Source organism: Streptomyces sp. WAC 06738 (genome assembly GCF_003945505.1).
GTDB lineage: Bacteria > Actinomycetota > Actinomycetes > Streptomycetales > Streptomycetaceae > Streptomyces.
This window is the reverse complement of record NZ_CP029618.1, coordinates 6,317,178-6,332,160: the sequence shown is the minus strand read 5'-3', so window position 1 is coordinate 6,332,160 and position 14,983 is coordinate 6,317,178. Positions and strand designations below refer to the sequence as shown.

The following is a 14,983-nucleotide window of genomic DNA, read 5'->3' as shown; positions in this document are numbered from 1 at the left end:
CCCATGGCTACGCCCCTCACCCACGACGATCCGCAGCAACTGGGCCCGTACCGGCTGGTCGCCCGCCTCGGCAGCGGCGGCATGGGCACCGTCTACCTCGCCCGCTCCGCGGGCGGGCGCACCGTGGCGCTCAAGACCATGCACGCCGACCTCGTCAGCGGCGAAGCCGGCACCGCGGGCGCCGAGTTCCGCACCCGCTTCCGGCTGGAGACCGACGCCGCCCGGGTCATCGGCGACCACTACGGCGCCGAGGTCGTCGACGCCGACCCGCTGGCGGAGACGCCCTGGCTGGCGACCGAGTACGTGCTCGGCCCGCCGCTGGACGAGGCGGTGGCCGTGTCGGGGCCGCTGCCCGAGACGACGACGCGCGCGCTGGGCGCCGCGCTCTGCGAGGCGCTGGGGCAACTGCACCGCTCCGGCGTCGTCCACCGCGACCTGAAGCCGTCGAACATCCTGCTGACGGCGGCCGGGCCCAAGGTCATCGACTTCGGCATCGCCCGCGCGGCGGGCGACGACCACCTGACCCGTACCGGCACCGCCGCGGGCACGCCCGCCTTCATGTCGCCCGAGCAGGCGTCCGGCGTCGAACACACGCCGGTCGGCGACGTGTTCGCGCTCGCCGGGGTGCTGGTCTTCGCCTGTACCGGCCACGGCCCCTTCGGCGGCGGGCAGGCCGCGGACCTGCTGTACCGGGTGCGCTACGGCGAGGCCGACCTGTCCGGCGTGCCCGCCGGGCTGCTGCCGCTGCTCCAGCGCTGCCTGGCCAAGGAGCCCGAGACCCGCCCCGGCACCGACGAGCTGGCGATGCTGCTCGCCGAGGGACTGCCGGACGGTACGGCCGACTTCGCCGACCACCTCCCGGACGCGCTGCACGCCGACATCCTGCGCCGTGCCGCCGTCGCCTGGCAGCCGCAGCCGCCGCGGCTGCCCTCGCCGCATCAGGCCGCCATGGAGACCGAACTGGGCGCAGGCTCCGGCCCGTCGCGGCGCAAGGTGCTGGCGCTGGCGGGCGCGGGCGCGGTGGCCGTCGGCGGCGCGGGTGTGGGGGCGTGGGCGTACCTCCGCGACGACGAGAAGGAGCCGGCGGCCAAGCCGAAGGCGAAGAAGCCGAAGGCGCCGAAGGAGCTGTGGACGCGCCCGGTCGTCGGCGGCGGCGGCGCGTTCAGCCTGGCGACCGGCGGGAACTACGTGCTGCTCCTCACGACCACGGGCGGCGGGCAGTTCGTCGACGCGCGCAACGGCAAGCTGCGCGGCGTCAGCCAGGTCCTCAGCCCGTCGCTCGGCATCATCGGCGACGACTCCGGGTTCTACACCGTCGGCAGCCGCAGCGTCTCGGGCGAGGGCACGCACGCGCTCTTCACCAACGATCCCGAGACGGGCGACTCCGAGGAGGACGTCGTCCTCAACGGCGCGGACGTCAGGGGCACGGCCATCGAGGCCGCCGAGAACGGCATCGTGCTGCTGCGCGCAAGCACCCGCTGGGTGACCCGCGTCTACCGCGACAAGAAGACGAAGAAGAAGATCGTCGAGAAGACGCCGTGGACCTCGCAGTTCGTGGCGGCGGACATGAAGACCGGCGAGCTGCTGTGGGGCTTCGACAACAAGTCCCCCGACACCGGCCCCTCGTACGCCACCGCGCTGACGAAGAACGAGGCGCTCATCCGCGTCGAGTCCACCCTGACGTGCATCGACGCCAGGAGCGGCGAGGTGCGCTGGACCTGGAAGGCGCCGAAGGAGGACCGCGAGTCGCTGGCCGGGCTGCAGCAGTTCCCGACCGCGAAGGGCCACGTCCTCCTCGGCCTGCGCGATCTCACCGCGCTGCGGCTGTCGGACGGCGAGGTGGGCTGGTCCGTCGGCGAGGGCCGCGAGGCGCGCGCCGCGCTCGGCCCGGACACCCGGCTCTACGGCACCCCCGCGGTCAAGGACGGCAAGGTCTACGTCGTCGAGAACGGCAACGGGCTCATCGCCATCGACGGCGCCAGCGGCGAGGTCGAGTGGGAGGCCAAGGCGGACTGGGCCGGGCCGCAGGCGTTCATCGTCGCGCCCGTGGTCGGCGAGAAGTACGCGTACGTGGGCACCGGCGGGCGCGACTGGGTCCGGGCCGTCGACCTCGAGGAGCACAAGACGGCCTGGTCGTACCGGGGGCCCGAGGACAACGAACGCCCCATGGTCCTCGCCCAGGACGACGCCAAGGTCGTCCTCGTCGTCACCGCGGCCGACGTGCGCGGGCTTCCCCTTCAGTAGGAACTTCCCCCAGGAGCGGTACGTCCATGAAACCCCTCGGCACCGGAGACCCGCTGCGCCTCGGCCCGTACCGCCTCATCGGCGTGCTCGGCGCCGGCGGCATGGGCAAGGTGTACCTCGGCCGCGACTCCTCGGGGCGGCCCGCCGCGATCAAGGTGCTCCGGCCCGAGCTGGCCCACCAGTCGAACCTGGCGCAGCGCTTCGTCCGCGAGGCGCACGCCGCGCAGGCGGTGCAGAGCCCCGGCGTGGCGCGGGTGCTGGGCGCCGAGACGGAGGGCGGCCGGCCGTGGATCGCCTGCGAGTTCCTCGCCGGGCCGACCCTCGCCGAGGCCGTCGAGCGGTACGGGCCGCTGGACGGCACGGCGCTGCGGGCGGTCGGCGCGGCGCTGGCGAACACGCTCACCGACATCCACGCGGCGGGCCTCGTCCACCGCGACGTCAAGCCGCCGAACATCGTGCTGACCGCGACCGGGCCGCGCATCATCGACTTCGGCATCGCCCGCCCCGAGCACGGCCTCACCCTCACCAGCACCGGCGAGGCCCCCGTCACGCCCGGCTACGGGCCGCCGGAGCAGGTGCTCGGGCAGCGCGTGGGCCCGCCCGCGGACGTCTTCGCGCTCGGCGCGGTGCTCACGCTGGCGGCGACGGGGCAGGCGGCGTACCAGGGCAGCCACGTGGCGGCCGTGCAGTACGAGGTGGTGCACGGCGAGCCGCGGCTCGAAGGGCTGCCGCCCGACCTCTACCCGCTGATCGCGCCGTGCCTGGCCAAGGACCCCGCGTACCGGCCCACTCCACCGCAGATCGCCGCCGCCCTCGCCCCACCGCCCGGCGCGGCGGCCGTCTGGGAGCAGGGCCCGCTCGCGCAGGACATCGGGGGCCGCGAGCAGGAGGCGGCGCGCCTCGCCGCGCTCCCCGCGGCCGGCGACACCCAGGTGCCGGGGCCCTCGCGGCGGCGGCTGCTCGTCGGGCTCGGCGCCGGCGGCGCGGTGCTGGCCGCGAGCGCGGGCACGGCGGCCTGGTGGTGGCTGGGCAAGGACGACGGCGGTACGACCGCGGCGCCCCAGCGCGACCCGTGGGCGGCGCAGCCGCTGAAGAGCTACAGCTCCGACAACGCCCCCGCGGCGCTCTGGGGCCCGGTCGGCGGGCTCAACTCCGATATGCCGATGCTGCTTCCGCTGCGCGAGACGCTGGTCGCCGCGATGGCCGACGGCAGCATCGCGGGCCTGGACATCCGTACCGGCAAGGAGAAGTGGCGCCAGAAAGACGCCACGGCGGCGTCCCGCGCGGCGGCGCTCGACCAGAACACCTTCGCCGCGGCGGACGCCGAAGGGGTGCTGTACGGGCTGCGCGGCCGGGACCGGCGCGAGCAGTGGTCGGCGCCGGACGCCCGGGCGGCGGTCGTGCTCGCGGGCGACAGGCAGGGCGCGTACGTGACGACGAAGGACGGCGAACTGCGCGCCGTCGGCACGGACGGCAAGGAGCGGTGGACGGTCCCGCTGCCGGTCAAGTCGACCGTCAGCAAGCCCGCGTGGGCCACGACGGCCGACGGCATGCTGCTGCTCTCCGGCTCGGACGGCAAGCTCGCGGTCGTCGACACCCGGGACGGCACGAAGGTGTGGGACACCCCGCAGCGCAGCTCGTACGCGCTGCCGTGCGCGGTCGGCGGGGGCTTCGTCTACGCGGGCGGGGACGGTCTGACGGCGTACGCGCTGAAGGGCGACGGAAAGGTCGAGTGGAACGAGGACCCGAAGGGCGAGTACATCTGGAGCGCACCGGCGCTGGCCGGCGGCCTGCTCTACGCCGTGAACGACAACCAGCTCACCGTGAGGAACGCCAGGACACGGGAGATCGAGTGGACGGCGGACGCCGGGTCCGTCGCGCTGAAGTACCCGCCGGTGGTCCAGGGGAACTCGCTGTGGGCCGGGACGACGTCGAGCGTCGACCCGGACGCGATCAAGGTCTACGACATCGACAAGGGCAGGCTGGCCTGGGACGACCGCCGCACGTCGCGCGAGCGGGACGACTGGACCCTGACCGCCGCGAACAACAGGGTGTTCGTCCTCTACACAGGGTCGCTGACCGCAAACCCCGTGTTCTGACCGGCAGTCGGGCGGACGGTCCCGCGGGGTGCGCCGTGGCCCGAGCGGGGCCGGTGTTCTGAACGGTGACACTTCCGTTGCCGATTGCGACAGTCCGGCCTGCCGGTGCGCTCCGTACTCCCCTTAGGGTGGGAGAAGCACACGGCACCGGGCAGGCGCCGGCACGACCGCCGTGGTGCGAGGGGATCTGGGAGGCACAGTGAGCAGCGATCGGGACGAGAACGGCGCGGGCCGGACCAGCCCCGATGTCGAGCGGTCCGCTACGGAGCCGGAGGGTACGGGCGAGTTCACCAGCAGCCCGGCGCCCGCGGCCTGGTACACGCAGGGCGTGCCGCCGCCGAGCACCGGACAGGACGAGGAGGCGGGCACCGGCTCGTCCCACGCCGGCTCGGCGATGCCTCCGTTGCCCAACGGCTTCACCGCGGCGCACGCACCGGCCCCGGGGCCGGTGCCGGAGTCGATGACGCCGCCGCCGTTCCTGCTGACGCTGCCGGACGAGCCGCCGGAGCCGCCGCCGGTCCCGGAGCCCGCGACACCGCCCGAGCCGGAGGCGGCCCCCGTGGCCCCCGCGGCCGCCGAGCCGGCCGCGGACCGGGACGACGAACGGGACGACGGCCGCGACGACGATCAGGATGAGCCGTACGCGGACGAGGACGACTCCCCGCCGCTGACGGCGGCGACGGACCCGGCCGCGGTGGCGTTCGCGGCCCTGCCGGCGGCCCCGGCGGCGCCGGAGGCCGGGACCGACGGCGATGGGGACACCGGGACCGACGACGGCGCCGCGCCCGCGGCGGAGGCCGAGGAGTTCACGTCCTCCCCGGTGAGCGCCCCGAGTTGGTACGGAGGCGGCGCCTCCGCGACCCCGGCGGGCCCCGAGGCGCACGACGAGCAGGAGACCGCCTCCGAGGCGGACGAGGAGCCCGCGGGCGCCACGGCCCAGTCCGCCGACGCGGACGACGACAGGGACAGCGGCACCGACTCGGCCACGACCGCCGAGACGTCCGGCGAGGACGACGGGACCGGCACCGACCGGCCGCCCCTCCCGGAGGCGACTCCCGCCGCGCAGACCGATGACGACTCCCCGTCGTCCGGCGCCGACTGGCCCTCCCCTCCTGAGTCGGACCCCGCCGCGCAGGCCGCCGAGGACGACCGGGACGACGACACCTCCTGGCGCAGCAGCGAGCCGGAGTCGGGGTGGCCCTTCCCGTCCGCGGACGCGGCCGGGGAGCGGGCAGCGGACGACGAACCGGCCGCGGCGGCCCGCACCGACGAAACCCCGGAGGCGGAGCCCGAGGCGCCCGGCACCGACTGGCAGAGCGGCACCGACTGGCACAGCGCCGCCGCGCCCGCCGCGGACGCGGGCGAGGCGTCCGGATCGGACGCGTCCTGGCCGTTCCCGGCCGCCTCCCCGGCGGCGGACGAGGAAGCCGCCGAGGCGCAGGAACCGGCCGGCACCTCCTCCGGCACCGACTGGCAGGACACCGCGGCCGGCGAGTCCGCCGGGTCCGGGTCCGCGTGGCCCTCGTTCGCCGGCGGGCAGGAAGCCGCGGACGACGGGACCGACGCGTCCGGCGAAGGCCCCGAGGCGCCGGAGGCGGGGGCCGCGTGGCCGCCCGTGCCCGGTACGCAGCCCGCCGCGGAGGCGGACGACGAAGCGCCCGCGGCCGGCGTCTCCGCCTTCCCCGCACCGCAGTTCGCGCCCCCGCCGCGGCCGGACGACGACGAGGCGGGTACGCCCGCCCCGTACCGCGACGACGCCACGCGCACGCTGACCCCGCTCGTCGCCCACGCCGCGCCCGGCGCCGCCGCGCAGGCGGACCAGGACCAGGAGCAGGGCCGGGACGACGACGCGGCGCAGGACGAGCCGGACAGGGGCGACGTGGTGAGCGGCGCGACCATGCGCTTCTCGCCCGCCTCGCTGCGCGCGCAGGCCGCGGAGGTCCAGGACCGTACGCCCGCGGACGACGAGCCGAACGACGCCGTGCCCGCCGCCGCCGAGGTACAGGACCGGGTGCCCGCCGACGCCGCGCCCGCCCGCGACGACGAGCCGCAGGACGCGCCGCCGCAGGCCAGCCCGTACGCGACGGACAGCGCGCCCGCGGGCGCGAACCCGTGGGCGCCCGCGCCCGCGCCGGACGAGTCCGCCTCGCCCACGGCGCTGCCGCCGCTTCCCCCGCAGTTCCCCGCCGCCGAGCAGCAGCGCCTCCAGGCCGCGGACCTGCCGTCCGGGCCGCCGCCCGCCCCGGGCGCGCCCTGGCAGTCGCCCGCCCCGCAGCCCGCGCCTGAGCAGTCCGCGCCGCAGCCCCCCGCGGCTCCCCCGGCGGCGCCCTCCGCTCCGCCCGCCGCGGCACCGCCGCAGCAGCCGTACCCCGGCCTGCCCGCTCCCGGCGCCGCACCCGCGGCGTCCGCCCAACCGCCCGCTGCCCCGGCCGCGCCCCCCGCCGGCGCCGAGGCGCCCCGCTCCGGGCCCGCCGCCGAGCCGCCGCCCGGCTGGACCGTGGCGTCGCCCTCCGGCGTGCCCGTGGCACCGGCCGCCCAGCAGCCCGACTCCGGCGCCCCGCAGGGTGGTTACGGCTGGCCCCAGCCGCCCGCCGCCCAGCAGAACCAGCCGGGACGGCAGGGAGAACAGGGTCAGCAGGCCACCCCCGGGCAGCAGGGCCGACCGGGACAGCAGCCCGGCCCCTACCCCGGCCTCCCCGCACCGCCCCCGCAGCAGGCCCACCCCGGCCAGCAGCCCGGCCACCAGGCCCAGCCCGCTCAGCCCGGCCAACTCCCCGCCCAGCCCGCCCAGCAGCCCCCGGGTCTCCCGCCCGCCGGCGGCGCCCAGACCGGTGCCCCGGGCCAGGGCGCGCTCTCCCCGGCCACCTCCCCCGCGCCCCCCGCCCAGCCCGGCGGCGACCCGCGATCCGGCGGCTGGCCCGACGTCACGCCCGAGCAGCGCCGCCAGCCGGTGCACAACGCCCCGCTCGGCTACACCGCGGCCGTCGAGCTGTCCTCCGAGCAACTGCTGCACGACAAGCACAAGCCGCAGCGCAAGTCGGAGCGCGGCGGCCTGTCCCGCTTCAAGCTCGGCGGCAAGGCGGCCGAGGAGGAGCGGCAGCGCAAGATCGCCCTCGTCCGCACCCCGGTGCTGTCCTGCTACCGGATCGCCGTGATCTCCCTCAAGGGCGGCGTCGGCAAGACCACGACGACCACCGCGCTCGGCGCGACCCTCGCCGCCGAGCGGCAGGACAAGGTCATCGCGATCGACGCCAACCCGGACGCCGGCACGCTGGGCCGCCGGGTGCGCCGCGAGACCGGCGCGACGATCCGCGACCTGGTGACGGCGATCCCGTACCTCAACAGCTACATGGACATCCGCCGGTTCACCTCGCAGGCGCCGTCCGGCCTGGAGATCCTGGCCAACGACGTCGACCCGGCCGTCTCCACGACGTTCAACGACGAGGACTACCGCCGCGTCATCGACGTGCTCGGCAAGCAGTACCCGGTGATCCTCACGGACTCGGGCACGGGCCTGCTCTACAGCGCCATGCGCGGCGTGCTCGACCTCGCCGACCAGCTCATCGTCGTGGCCACGCCGTCCGTCGACGGCGCGTCCAGCGCCAGCACCACCCTGGACTGGCTGCACGCCCACGGCTACGCCGACCTGGTCTCGCGGAGCATCACGGTCATCTCCGGCGTCCGCGAGACCGCCAAGATGATCAAGATCGACGACATCGTCAACCACTTCAAGCAGCGCACCCGCGCGGTGCAGGTGATCCCGTTCGACGAGCACCTGTCGGCGGGCGCGGAGCTGGACCTGTCGATGATGCGGCCGAAGACCAAGGAGGCGTACTTCAACCTCGCCGCGCTTGTCGCCGAGGACTTCACCCGCGCCCAGCAGGCGCAGGGCCTGTGGACCGGCGAGGGCGGCCAGCAGCCGCCGCACGCGATGCCGCCGCTGCCCGGCCAGGCCGGCGGCGCGGGCGCCCCCGGCGGCTACGGCGCGGGCGGGGGGTACCCGGGCGGCGGCGGCTATCCGGGTGGCGCGCCCGGCACCGGCCCGTCGCAGGCGCAGTCCGGCCCGAGCCCGTACGGGTGACGCCCCGGGCGGATCCGCCGGCGGCCCCGGTCGCCGGCCGCCCCGGGTCCGTACCGGCGGGCCGGCCAGCGCAGACGCGCGCACGCGAGCGCGCGGCGAAGTGCCTCGCGCCGCCGGCCCCGTCCGGCCGCCCGCCCGGCCTGCCGCCATTGGGTTGAACCAATGAGGCCCGCAGCCTTTTTGAAGGCGCGGGCCTCATTCGCGTTTCAGCCGGGTATCGCCCTCGTACAGGCCGGTCACGATCATTGACATGTTTAGACCAACCTCGCTAGACAGACCCGACCCCCAGGCCGGTCAGCCGGCATCCCGCCCCCTGAAGACCGCGAGGTGTCATGCAGCCCACCGACGACAACGCCCCGACGCCCGGCCCACTGAGCCGGCCGACCCCCGCCGCCCGCCCAGGACGCCGGCTGCGCCGCGCGCTCTGCGCGGGCGCCGCGGCCCTCGCGCTGCTCGGCGCCGCCACCGCTGGACCGGCCGCGGCGACCTCCGCCCAGGACGACGGCGGCGACGACGGCGACAAGACGGTCCTCACGGCCGCCGTCGCGCAGTCCGTCGACTCGCTCAGCCCGTTCCTCGCGGTCACCCTCGTCGCCACGAGCCTGAACCGGCTGATGTACGACTCCCTCGTCAACTACGACGTCAAGACGCAGGAGCCCATCCCGGGGCTGGCCGAGAAGTGGGAGCCCTCGAACGCGGGCAAGACGTGGACGTACACCATCCGCGACGGCGTGAAGTGGTCCGACGGCAAGCCGCTCACCGCGGAGGACGCTCGCTGGACGTTCCACACGATGATGACCGACGAGGCGGCGGGCGCGGCCAACGGCTCGTACGTCGCCAACTTCGCGAAGGTCTCGGCGCCCGACGCGCGCACGCTCGTCGTGGAGCTGAAGGAGCCGCAGGCCACGATGAACTCGATGGACCTGCCGATCGTGCCCAAGCACGTCTGGCAGGACGTCGACGACCTCGGGAAGTTCAACAACGACTCCGACTTCCCGGTCGTGGGCAGCGGCCCCTTCGTGCTGACGGGCTTCAAGACCGACTCGCACGTCACCTTCGAGCCGAACGAGAACTTCTGGCGCGGCAAGCCGAAGTTCGACGAGGTGACCTTCAAGTACTACAAGGAGACCGACGCCGCTGTCGCCGCCCTGCGCAAGGGCGAGGTGTCCTTCGTGCCGGACCTGACGCCGGCGCAGGCCGCGTCGCTGAAGGGGCAGCCCGACATCAAGGTCAACGACGGCCAGGGCCGGCGCTTCTGGGCCATCGCCACCAACCCGGGGGCGCGGGACGCCGAGGGCCGCAAGTTCGGCGACGGCCATCCGGCGCTGCTCGACCCGCGGGTGCGCGAGGCGCTCTTCCTCGCCGTGGACCGCAAGGCGATAGTGGACAAGGTGCTCCAGGGGCACGGCGTCGAGGGCGAGGGCTACATCCCGCCGCGCTTCGCCGACTACCACTGGAAGCCGTCCGCCGAACAGAAGATCGGCTACGACCCGGAGAAGGCGGCGCGGCTGCTGGACCGGGCGGGTTACGAACTGAAGGACGGCAAGCGCGTCGGCAAGGACGGCAAGCCGCTGAACTTCCGGATGCTGTGCCACGCCACCGACCCCAAGGACAAGGCGGCGGGCAAGTTCCTGGAGGAGTGGTGGGGCGAGCTGGGCATCGGCCTGGACCTGCAGTGCCTGGACAACGTGGGCGACCCGTGGGTGGCCGGTGAGTACGACCTCGCCTTCGACGGCTGGTCGGTCAACCCCGACCCGGACTTCGTCCTGGCCATCCACACCTGCGCCGCGCTGCCGGAGTCCAAGGACGTGGTGGGGCAGACGGACAACTTCATCTGCAACAAGGACTACGACCGGCTCTACGCCGAGCAGTTGGCCGCGTACGACGACCCGGCCAGGCGCGCGGAGATAGTCCGGGAGATGCAGTCGGTGCTCTACGACACCGGGTACATGAACGTGCTGGCGTACCCGAACTCCGTGGAGGCGTACCGCACCGACCACATCGAGTCGATCACCGCGATGCCCGCGGGCAACGGCAACATCTGGGGCCAGGACGGCTCCTGGAGCTGGGCCACCGCGGTCCCCGCCGCGAAGGCGTCGGACGACGGCGGCTCGGCGATGGGCGTGGTGCTCGGCGGCGGCGCGGCGGTCGTCGTGGTGGTCGCGGCGGGCGTGTTCTTCACGCTGCGCCGCCGGGCCACCGCGGAGGACCGCGAGTAGCCCGTACGCACCCTCGCCACCCGGGGTGTCCGGCGCCGCGGCGCCGGACACCCCGCCCCCTCCACCGCCCGAGACCCCCGCCCCCAGTCGCACTCCACCCCGGCGCGGCACGCGCGCCCCGCACCCCGGACGGCACCCCAGCAAAGCGAGGGCCATGTCTACGGCAGACCCATCCGTCACCCCCGCCGCCGTGAAAACGGCGCCCGACGCCCGCGGCTCCGCGGGCAGTTCCCGCCGCGCCTACCTCAGCTACGTGGCGGGCAAGCTCGCCGGCGCCGCGGTCTCCCTCTTCGCCATCCTCGTCACCAGCTTCTTCCTCTTCCGGATCATCCCCGGCGACCCGGTCAAGACGATGACGCACGGCCGCAAGGTCGACGCCGAGCAACTCGCCGCGCTGCGCCGGCAGTACGGGCTCGACCTGCCGCTGTGGGAGCAGTTCACGCACTACGTCGGCGACGCGCTCACCGGCAACCTCGGGGACTCGTACCAGTTCAACAAGCCGGTCCTCGACCTCATCTGGGAGCGCGTGCCGGCCACCCTGCTGCTCACCGGGACCGCCGTGGTGCTCTACAGCGCCCTCGGCCTCTGGCTGGGCACGCGCGCGGCCTGGCGGCACGGCGGCCTCGGCGACAAGGTCAACACGAGCATCGCGCTCACGCTCTGGTCGGTGCCGCACTTCTGGCTCGGGATGCTGCTCATCATCGTCTTCTCCGTCGGCATCGGCCCGGTCCCCGGGCTCTTCCCCACCGGCGGCATGGAGTCGGGCGACGAGCACGGCGTCGCGTACGTCGTGGACGTGATCCACCACATGTTCCTGCCGGTGCTCACCCTCGTGGCGGCGTGCTACGCGCAGACGCTGCTGGTCATGCGCTCCTCGCTCCTCGACGAGATGGGCAGCGACTATCTGACGGCCGCCCGCGCCAAGGGGCTGCGCGACGACCTCGTACGCCGCCGGCACGCCGTGCCGAACGCGATGCTGCCGACGATCACGCTCGTCTTCGTCAACCTCGGCTTCATCGCGGCCGGCTCGATCCTGGTGGAGACGGTCTTCTCCTGGCCGGGCCTGGGCGGGCTCTTCTACCAGGCGCTCAGCATTCCCGACCTGCCGCTGATCCAGGGCCTGTTCATCGTCTACGCGGGCTCGATGATCCTGGCGAGCGTGGTCGCCGACCTGATCTATCCGCTGTTCGATCCCCGGGTGGGCCGATGAGTACGGAAGCACTGGGCGAGGAGCCGGGCTTCGAGCCCAAGGGCCCGCCCGCCAGCCAACCCCCTGCCTCGGAGCCACCCGCCTCGGAACCCCCGGCGGAGCCCTCAGCCGCCGATCCGCGGGCGCTGGCCCGGGCGCGCCGGCGCCGCTCCGCGGCCCGCTTCTGGCGCGCCTACCGGAAGCAGCGCGCGGGGCTCGTGGGCCTCGTCGCGCTCGTCGTCATCGCGTTCGTGGCGCTGGCCGCGCCGCTGCTCGCCGGCTCCGACGCCGACAGCGTGACCGACGCGCCGGGCACCGCGCTGGAGGACCCCAGCACCGAGTTCCCGCTGGGCACCGACCAGTTCGGCCGCTCGGTGCTCGACCTCCTCGTCCACGGGGCGCGCATCTCGCTCACCGTCGGGCTGCTGGCCGCCGCGCTGACCGTCGGCATCGGCACCCTGGTCGGCATGGTCGCGGGCCACTACGGCGGCTGGCTCTCCGGCGTGATCATGCGCGTGACCGACTTCTTCCTCGTCATGCCGACGCTGGTGCTGGCGATCGTGCTGGCCACGGTGATGTCCCGGTCGGTCACGACCGTCATCATCGCCATCGGCGTGGCCGCCTGGCCCAAGACCGCGCGGCTGGTGCGGGCGCAGACGCTGGCCATCGAGGCCCGCCCGTACGTCGAACGCGCCCGGGCGCTCGGCAGCGGGCACACGCACATCATGCTCCGGCACGTGCTGCCGAACGTGATGCCGCTGGTCCTCGCCCAGACCACGCTGGTCATCTCCGAGGCCATCCTCACCGAGGCGACGCTCGCGTTCCTCGGCCTCGGCGACCCGCAAGTCATCTCCTGGGGCGGCATGCTCCAGGACGCCCGCGAGGCGGGCGCGATCAGCTCCGGGCACTGGTCGTTCCTGGTGCCGCCGGGCATCGCCATCGCGGTGGTCGCGCTCTGCTTCACACTGTCGGGGCGGGCGCTGGAGTCCGTGCTCAATCCGAAGCTGGGGGTGGCGAAGTGACGCTCCTCGAACTGCGCGACCTGCACGTGACGTACGGTACGGGCGCCGACGCCGTCCCCGCGGTCCGCGGCGTGGACCTCAGCCTGGCCGCCGGGCAGAAGCTCGGCCTGGCGGGCGAGTCGGGCTGCGGCAAGTCGACCCTGGCACTGGCGCTGCTGCGGCTGCTGCCCCGCTCGGCGCGGCTGACCGGGGAGATCCTGCTCGACGGCGAGGACGTGCTCACCATGTCCTGGGGGCGGCTGCGCGCGGTCCGCTGGGCGGGCGCGTCGATCGTCTTCCAGGGCGCGATGCACTCGCTCAACGCCGTCCACCGCATCCGCGACCAGATCGCCGAGCCGATCCTGCTGCACCGGCTGGAGACCTCCCCCGGCGCGGCCCGGCGGCGGGCGGAGGGACTGCTGGAGCAGGTCGGGCTGCCGGCCGCCCGCGGCGGCGCGTACCCGCACGAGCTCTCCGGCGGCCAGCGGCAGCGGGTGATGATCGCGATGGCGCTGGCGTGCGACCCGCGGCTGATCGTCGCCGACGAGCCGACGACGGCGCTGGACGTCATGATCCAGGCGCAGATCCTGCGGCTCATCGAGCGGCTGGTCGCCGACCAGTCCATCAGCCTGCTGATGATCAGCCACGACCTGGCGGTGCTCTCCGACACCTGCGACCGGCTGGCCGTCATGTACGCGGGCCGGATCGTCGAGGAGGGCCCGGCGCAGACGGTGTTCACGGCGGCGGAGCACCCGTACAGCGGCGCGCTGGCGGCCGCGTTCCCGACCGTCGGCCGCGCCGCCGACCGCCGCGCCCCGCAGGGCCTCCCCGGCGATCCGCCGGACCCGGCCCGGCTGCCGCCGGGCTGCGCGTTCCACCCGCGCTGCCCGGTGGCGCTGGAGACCTGCGCATCGGCGGACCCGCGGCTGCGGGAGGCGGGCCCGGGTCGGCGGGCGGCGTGCGTACACGTGGACAGCGTCAAGGAGGCACGGTGAGCGGGGAGTCGGCGGAGAAGGCGAAGGACGCGGGTGAGCCCGCGGTCGCGGGGAGGGAGTCCGCGAACGGGACCGCGGCCGGTGCCGGAGGCCCCGGGTCCCGCAAGTCCGAACCCGCGGCCGTAGGCGGTGAAGACGCCCGCGCCGCCGGGCCGCTGCTCGCCGCCGACGGGCTGCGGGTCGTCTTCCCCGGGCGGCACGGCGCACCCGCCGCACGGGCCGTCGACGGCGTGAACCTCGCCGTCGGCCAGGGCGAGATCGTCGCCCTCGTCGGCGAGTCGGGATGCGGCAAGACCACCCTGGCCCGCGCGCTCCTCGGCCTCGTCCGACCCAGCGCGGGCACGGTGTCGTTCCGCGGCTCCCCGCTCGCGTACGGCAGCCGGGCGCTCAAGGCGTACCGGCGGCGGGTGCAGCTCGTGCTCCAGGACCCCAGCGGCTCGCTCAACCCGCGGCACACGGTCTACGACGCCGTCGCCGAGGGCCTGCGCATCCACGGCCACCGCGGCGACGAACGCGCCGTCGTGGCCTCCGCGCTCGCCCGCGCGGGACTGCGGCCGCCGGAGCGGTTCTTCCTGCGCTACCCGCACGAGCTGTCCGGCGGGCAGCGGCAGCGCGTCGTCATCGCCGGTGCCCTGGTGCTCGACCCGGAGCTGATCGTCGCCGACGAGCCGGTGGCCTCGCTCGACGCCTCGGTGCGCGGCGAGATCCTGGCGCTGCTGCTGCGGCTCCGCGACCAACTGGGGCTGTCCGCGCTGGTCGTCACGCACGACCTGGGGCTGGCGTGGAACATCGCGGACCGGGTGGCGGTGATGTACCTGGGCCGCATCGTGGAGGCGGGTCCGGTGGAGGAGGTGCTGACGGCGCCGCGGCACCCGTACACGAAGGCCCTGCTGTCGGTGCTGCCGGAGTCGGGGACGGCGCCGGTGGTGCTGACGGGCGAGCCGCCGGATCCGGCGCGGATCCCGGGCGGCTGCCGGTTCCACGTGCGCTGTCAGCAGTTCGCCTCCGGCGAGGCCGCGTCGGCGGGCGTCGCCGACGCCTGCCGCGGCACGGACCTGCCGGTGCTGGACGGGGCCCGGCCGGGGGTGGCGTGCCACCTGGCCGGGACGGCGGCGGCCCCGCCCGCGTAGGACGGCGGGCGGCGCCGGCCCGGGG

At 75.1% G+C, this 14,983-nt stretch carries 8 protein-coding genes; all 8 read left to right on the top strand.

Annotation, left to right across the window (positions count from 1 at the left end):
• The first annotated feature begins 3 nt into the window (after positions 1 to 3).
• The 8 genes from DMB38_RS27835 (at position 4) to DMB38_RS27800 (ending at position 14,958) form a co-directional block, all read left to right on the top strand.
• Positions 4 to 2,244 (top strand): serine/threonine-protein kinase, encoded by a 2,241-nt coding sequence (locus tag DMB38_RS27835; RefSeq protein WP_125937449.1) that lies wholly within the window; start codon positions 4 to 6, stop codon positions 2,242 to 2,244.
• Between the two features lie 26 nt (positions 2,245 to 2,270).
• Positions 2,271 to 4,343 carry a protein kinase gene (locus tag DMB38_RS27830; protein WP_125937448.1) on the top strand — a complete coding sequence of 691 codons (2,073 nt, stop codon included), beginning with the start codon at positions 2,271 to 2,273 and terminating at the stop codon, positions 4,341 to 4,343.
• 199 nt (positions 4,344 to 4,542) lie between these two features.
• Complete coding sequence (locus DMB38_RS27825; RefSeq protein ID WP_125937447.1) at positions 4,543 to 8,424, top strand: SCO5717 family growth-regulating ATPase; 3,882 nt, start codon at positions 4,543 to 4,545, stop codon at positions 8,422 to 8,424.
• Between the two features lie 332 nt (positions 8,425 to 8,756).
• Positions 8,757 to 10,643 carry an ABC transporter substrate-binding protein gene (locus tag DMB38_RS27820; RefSeq protein ID WP_125937446.1) on the top strand — a complete coding sequence of 629 codons (1,887 nt, stop codon included), beginning with the start codon at positions 8,757 to 8,759 and terminating at the stop codon, positions 10,641 to 10,643.
• Between the two features lie 154 nt (positions 10,644 to 10,797).
• Positions 10,798 to 11,853, top strand: coding sequence for an ABC transporter permease (locus DMB38_RS27815; RefSeq protein ID WP_164716131.1), 1,056 nt, complete (start codon positions 10,798 to 10,800; stop codon positions 11,851 to 11,853).
• On the top strand, positions 11,850 to 12,854 hold the full coding sequence (locus DMB38_RS27810) for an ABC transporter permease (protein WP_125937445.1): 1,005 nt from the start codon (positions 11,850 to 11,852) through the stop codon (positions 12,852 to 12,854). The genes DMB38_RS27815 and DMB38_RS27810 overlap by 4 nt, the downstream gene beginning before the upstream one ends.
• Positions 12,851 to 13,828, top strand: coding sequence for an ABC transporter ATP-binding protein (locus DMB38_RS27805; protein ID WP_125937444.1), 978 nt, complete (start codon positions 12,851 to 12,853; stop codon positions 13,826 to 13,828). The genes DMB38_RS27810 and DMB38_RS27805 overlap by 4 nt, the downstream gene beginning before the upstream one ends.
• A gap of 155 nt (positions 13,829 to 13,983) precedes the next feature.
• Positions 13,984 to 14,958 carry an ABC transporter ATP-binding protein gene (locus DMB38_RS27800; protein ID WP_240662764.1) on the top strand — a complete coding sequence of 325 codons (975 nt, stop codon included), beginning with the start codon at positions 13,984 to 13,986 and terminating at the stop codon, positions 14,956 to 14,958.
• The last annotated feature ends 25 nt before the right edge of the window (positions 14,959 to 14,983 follow it).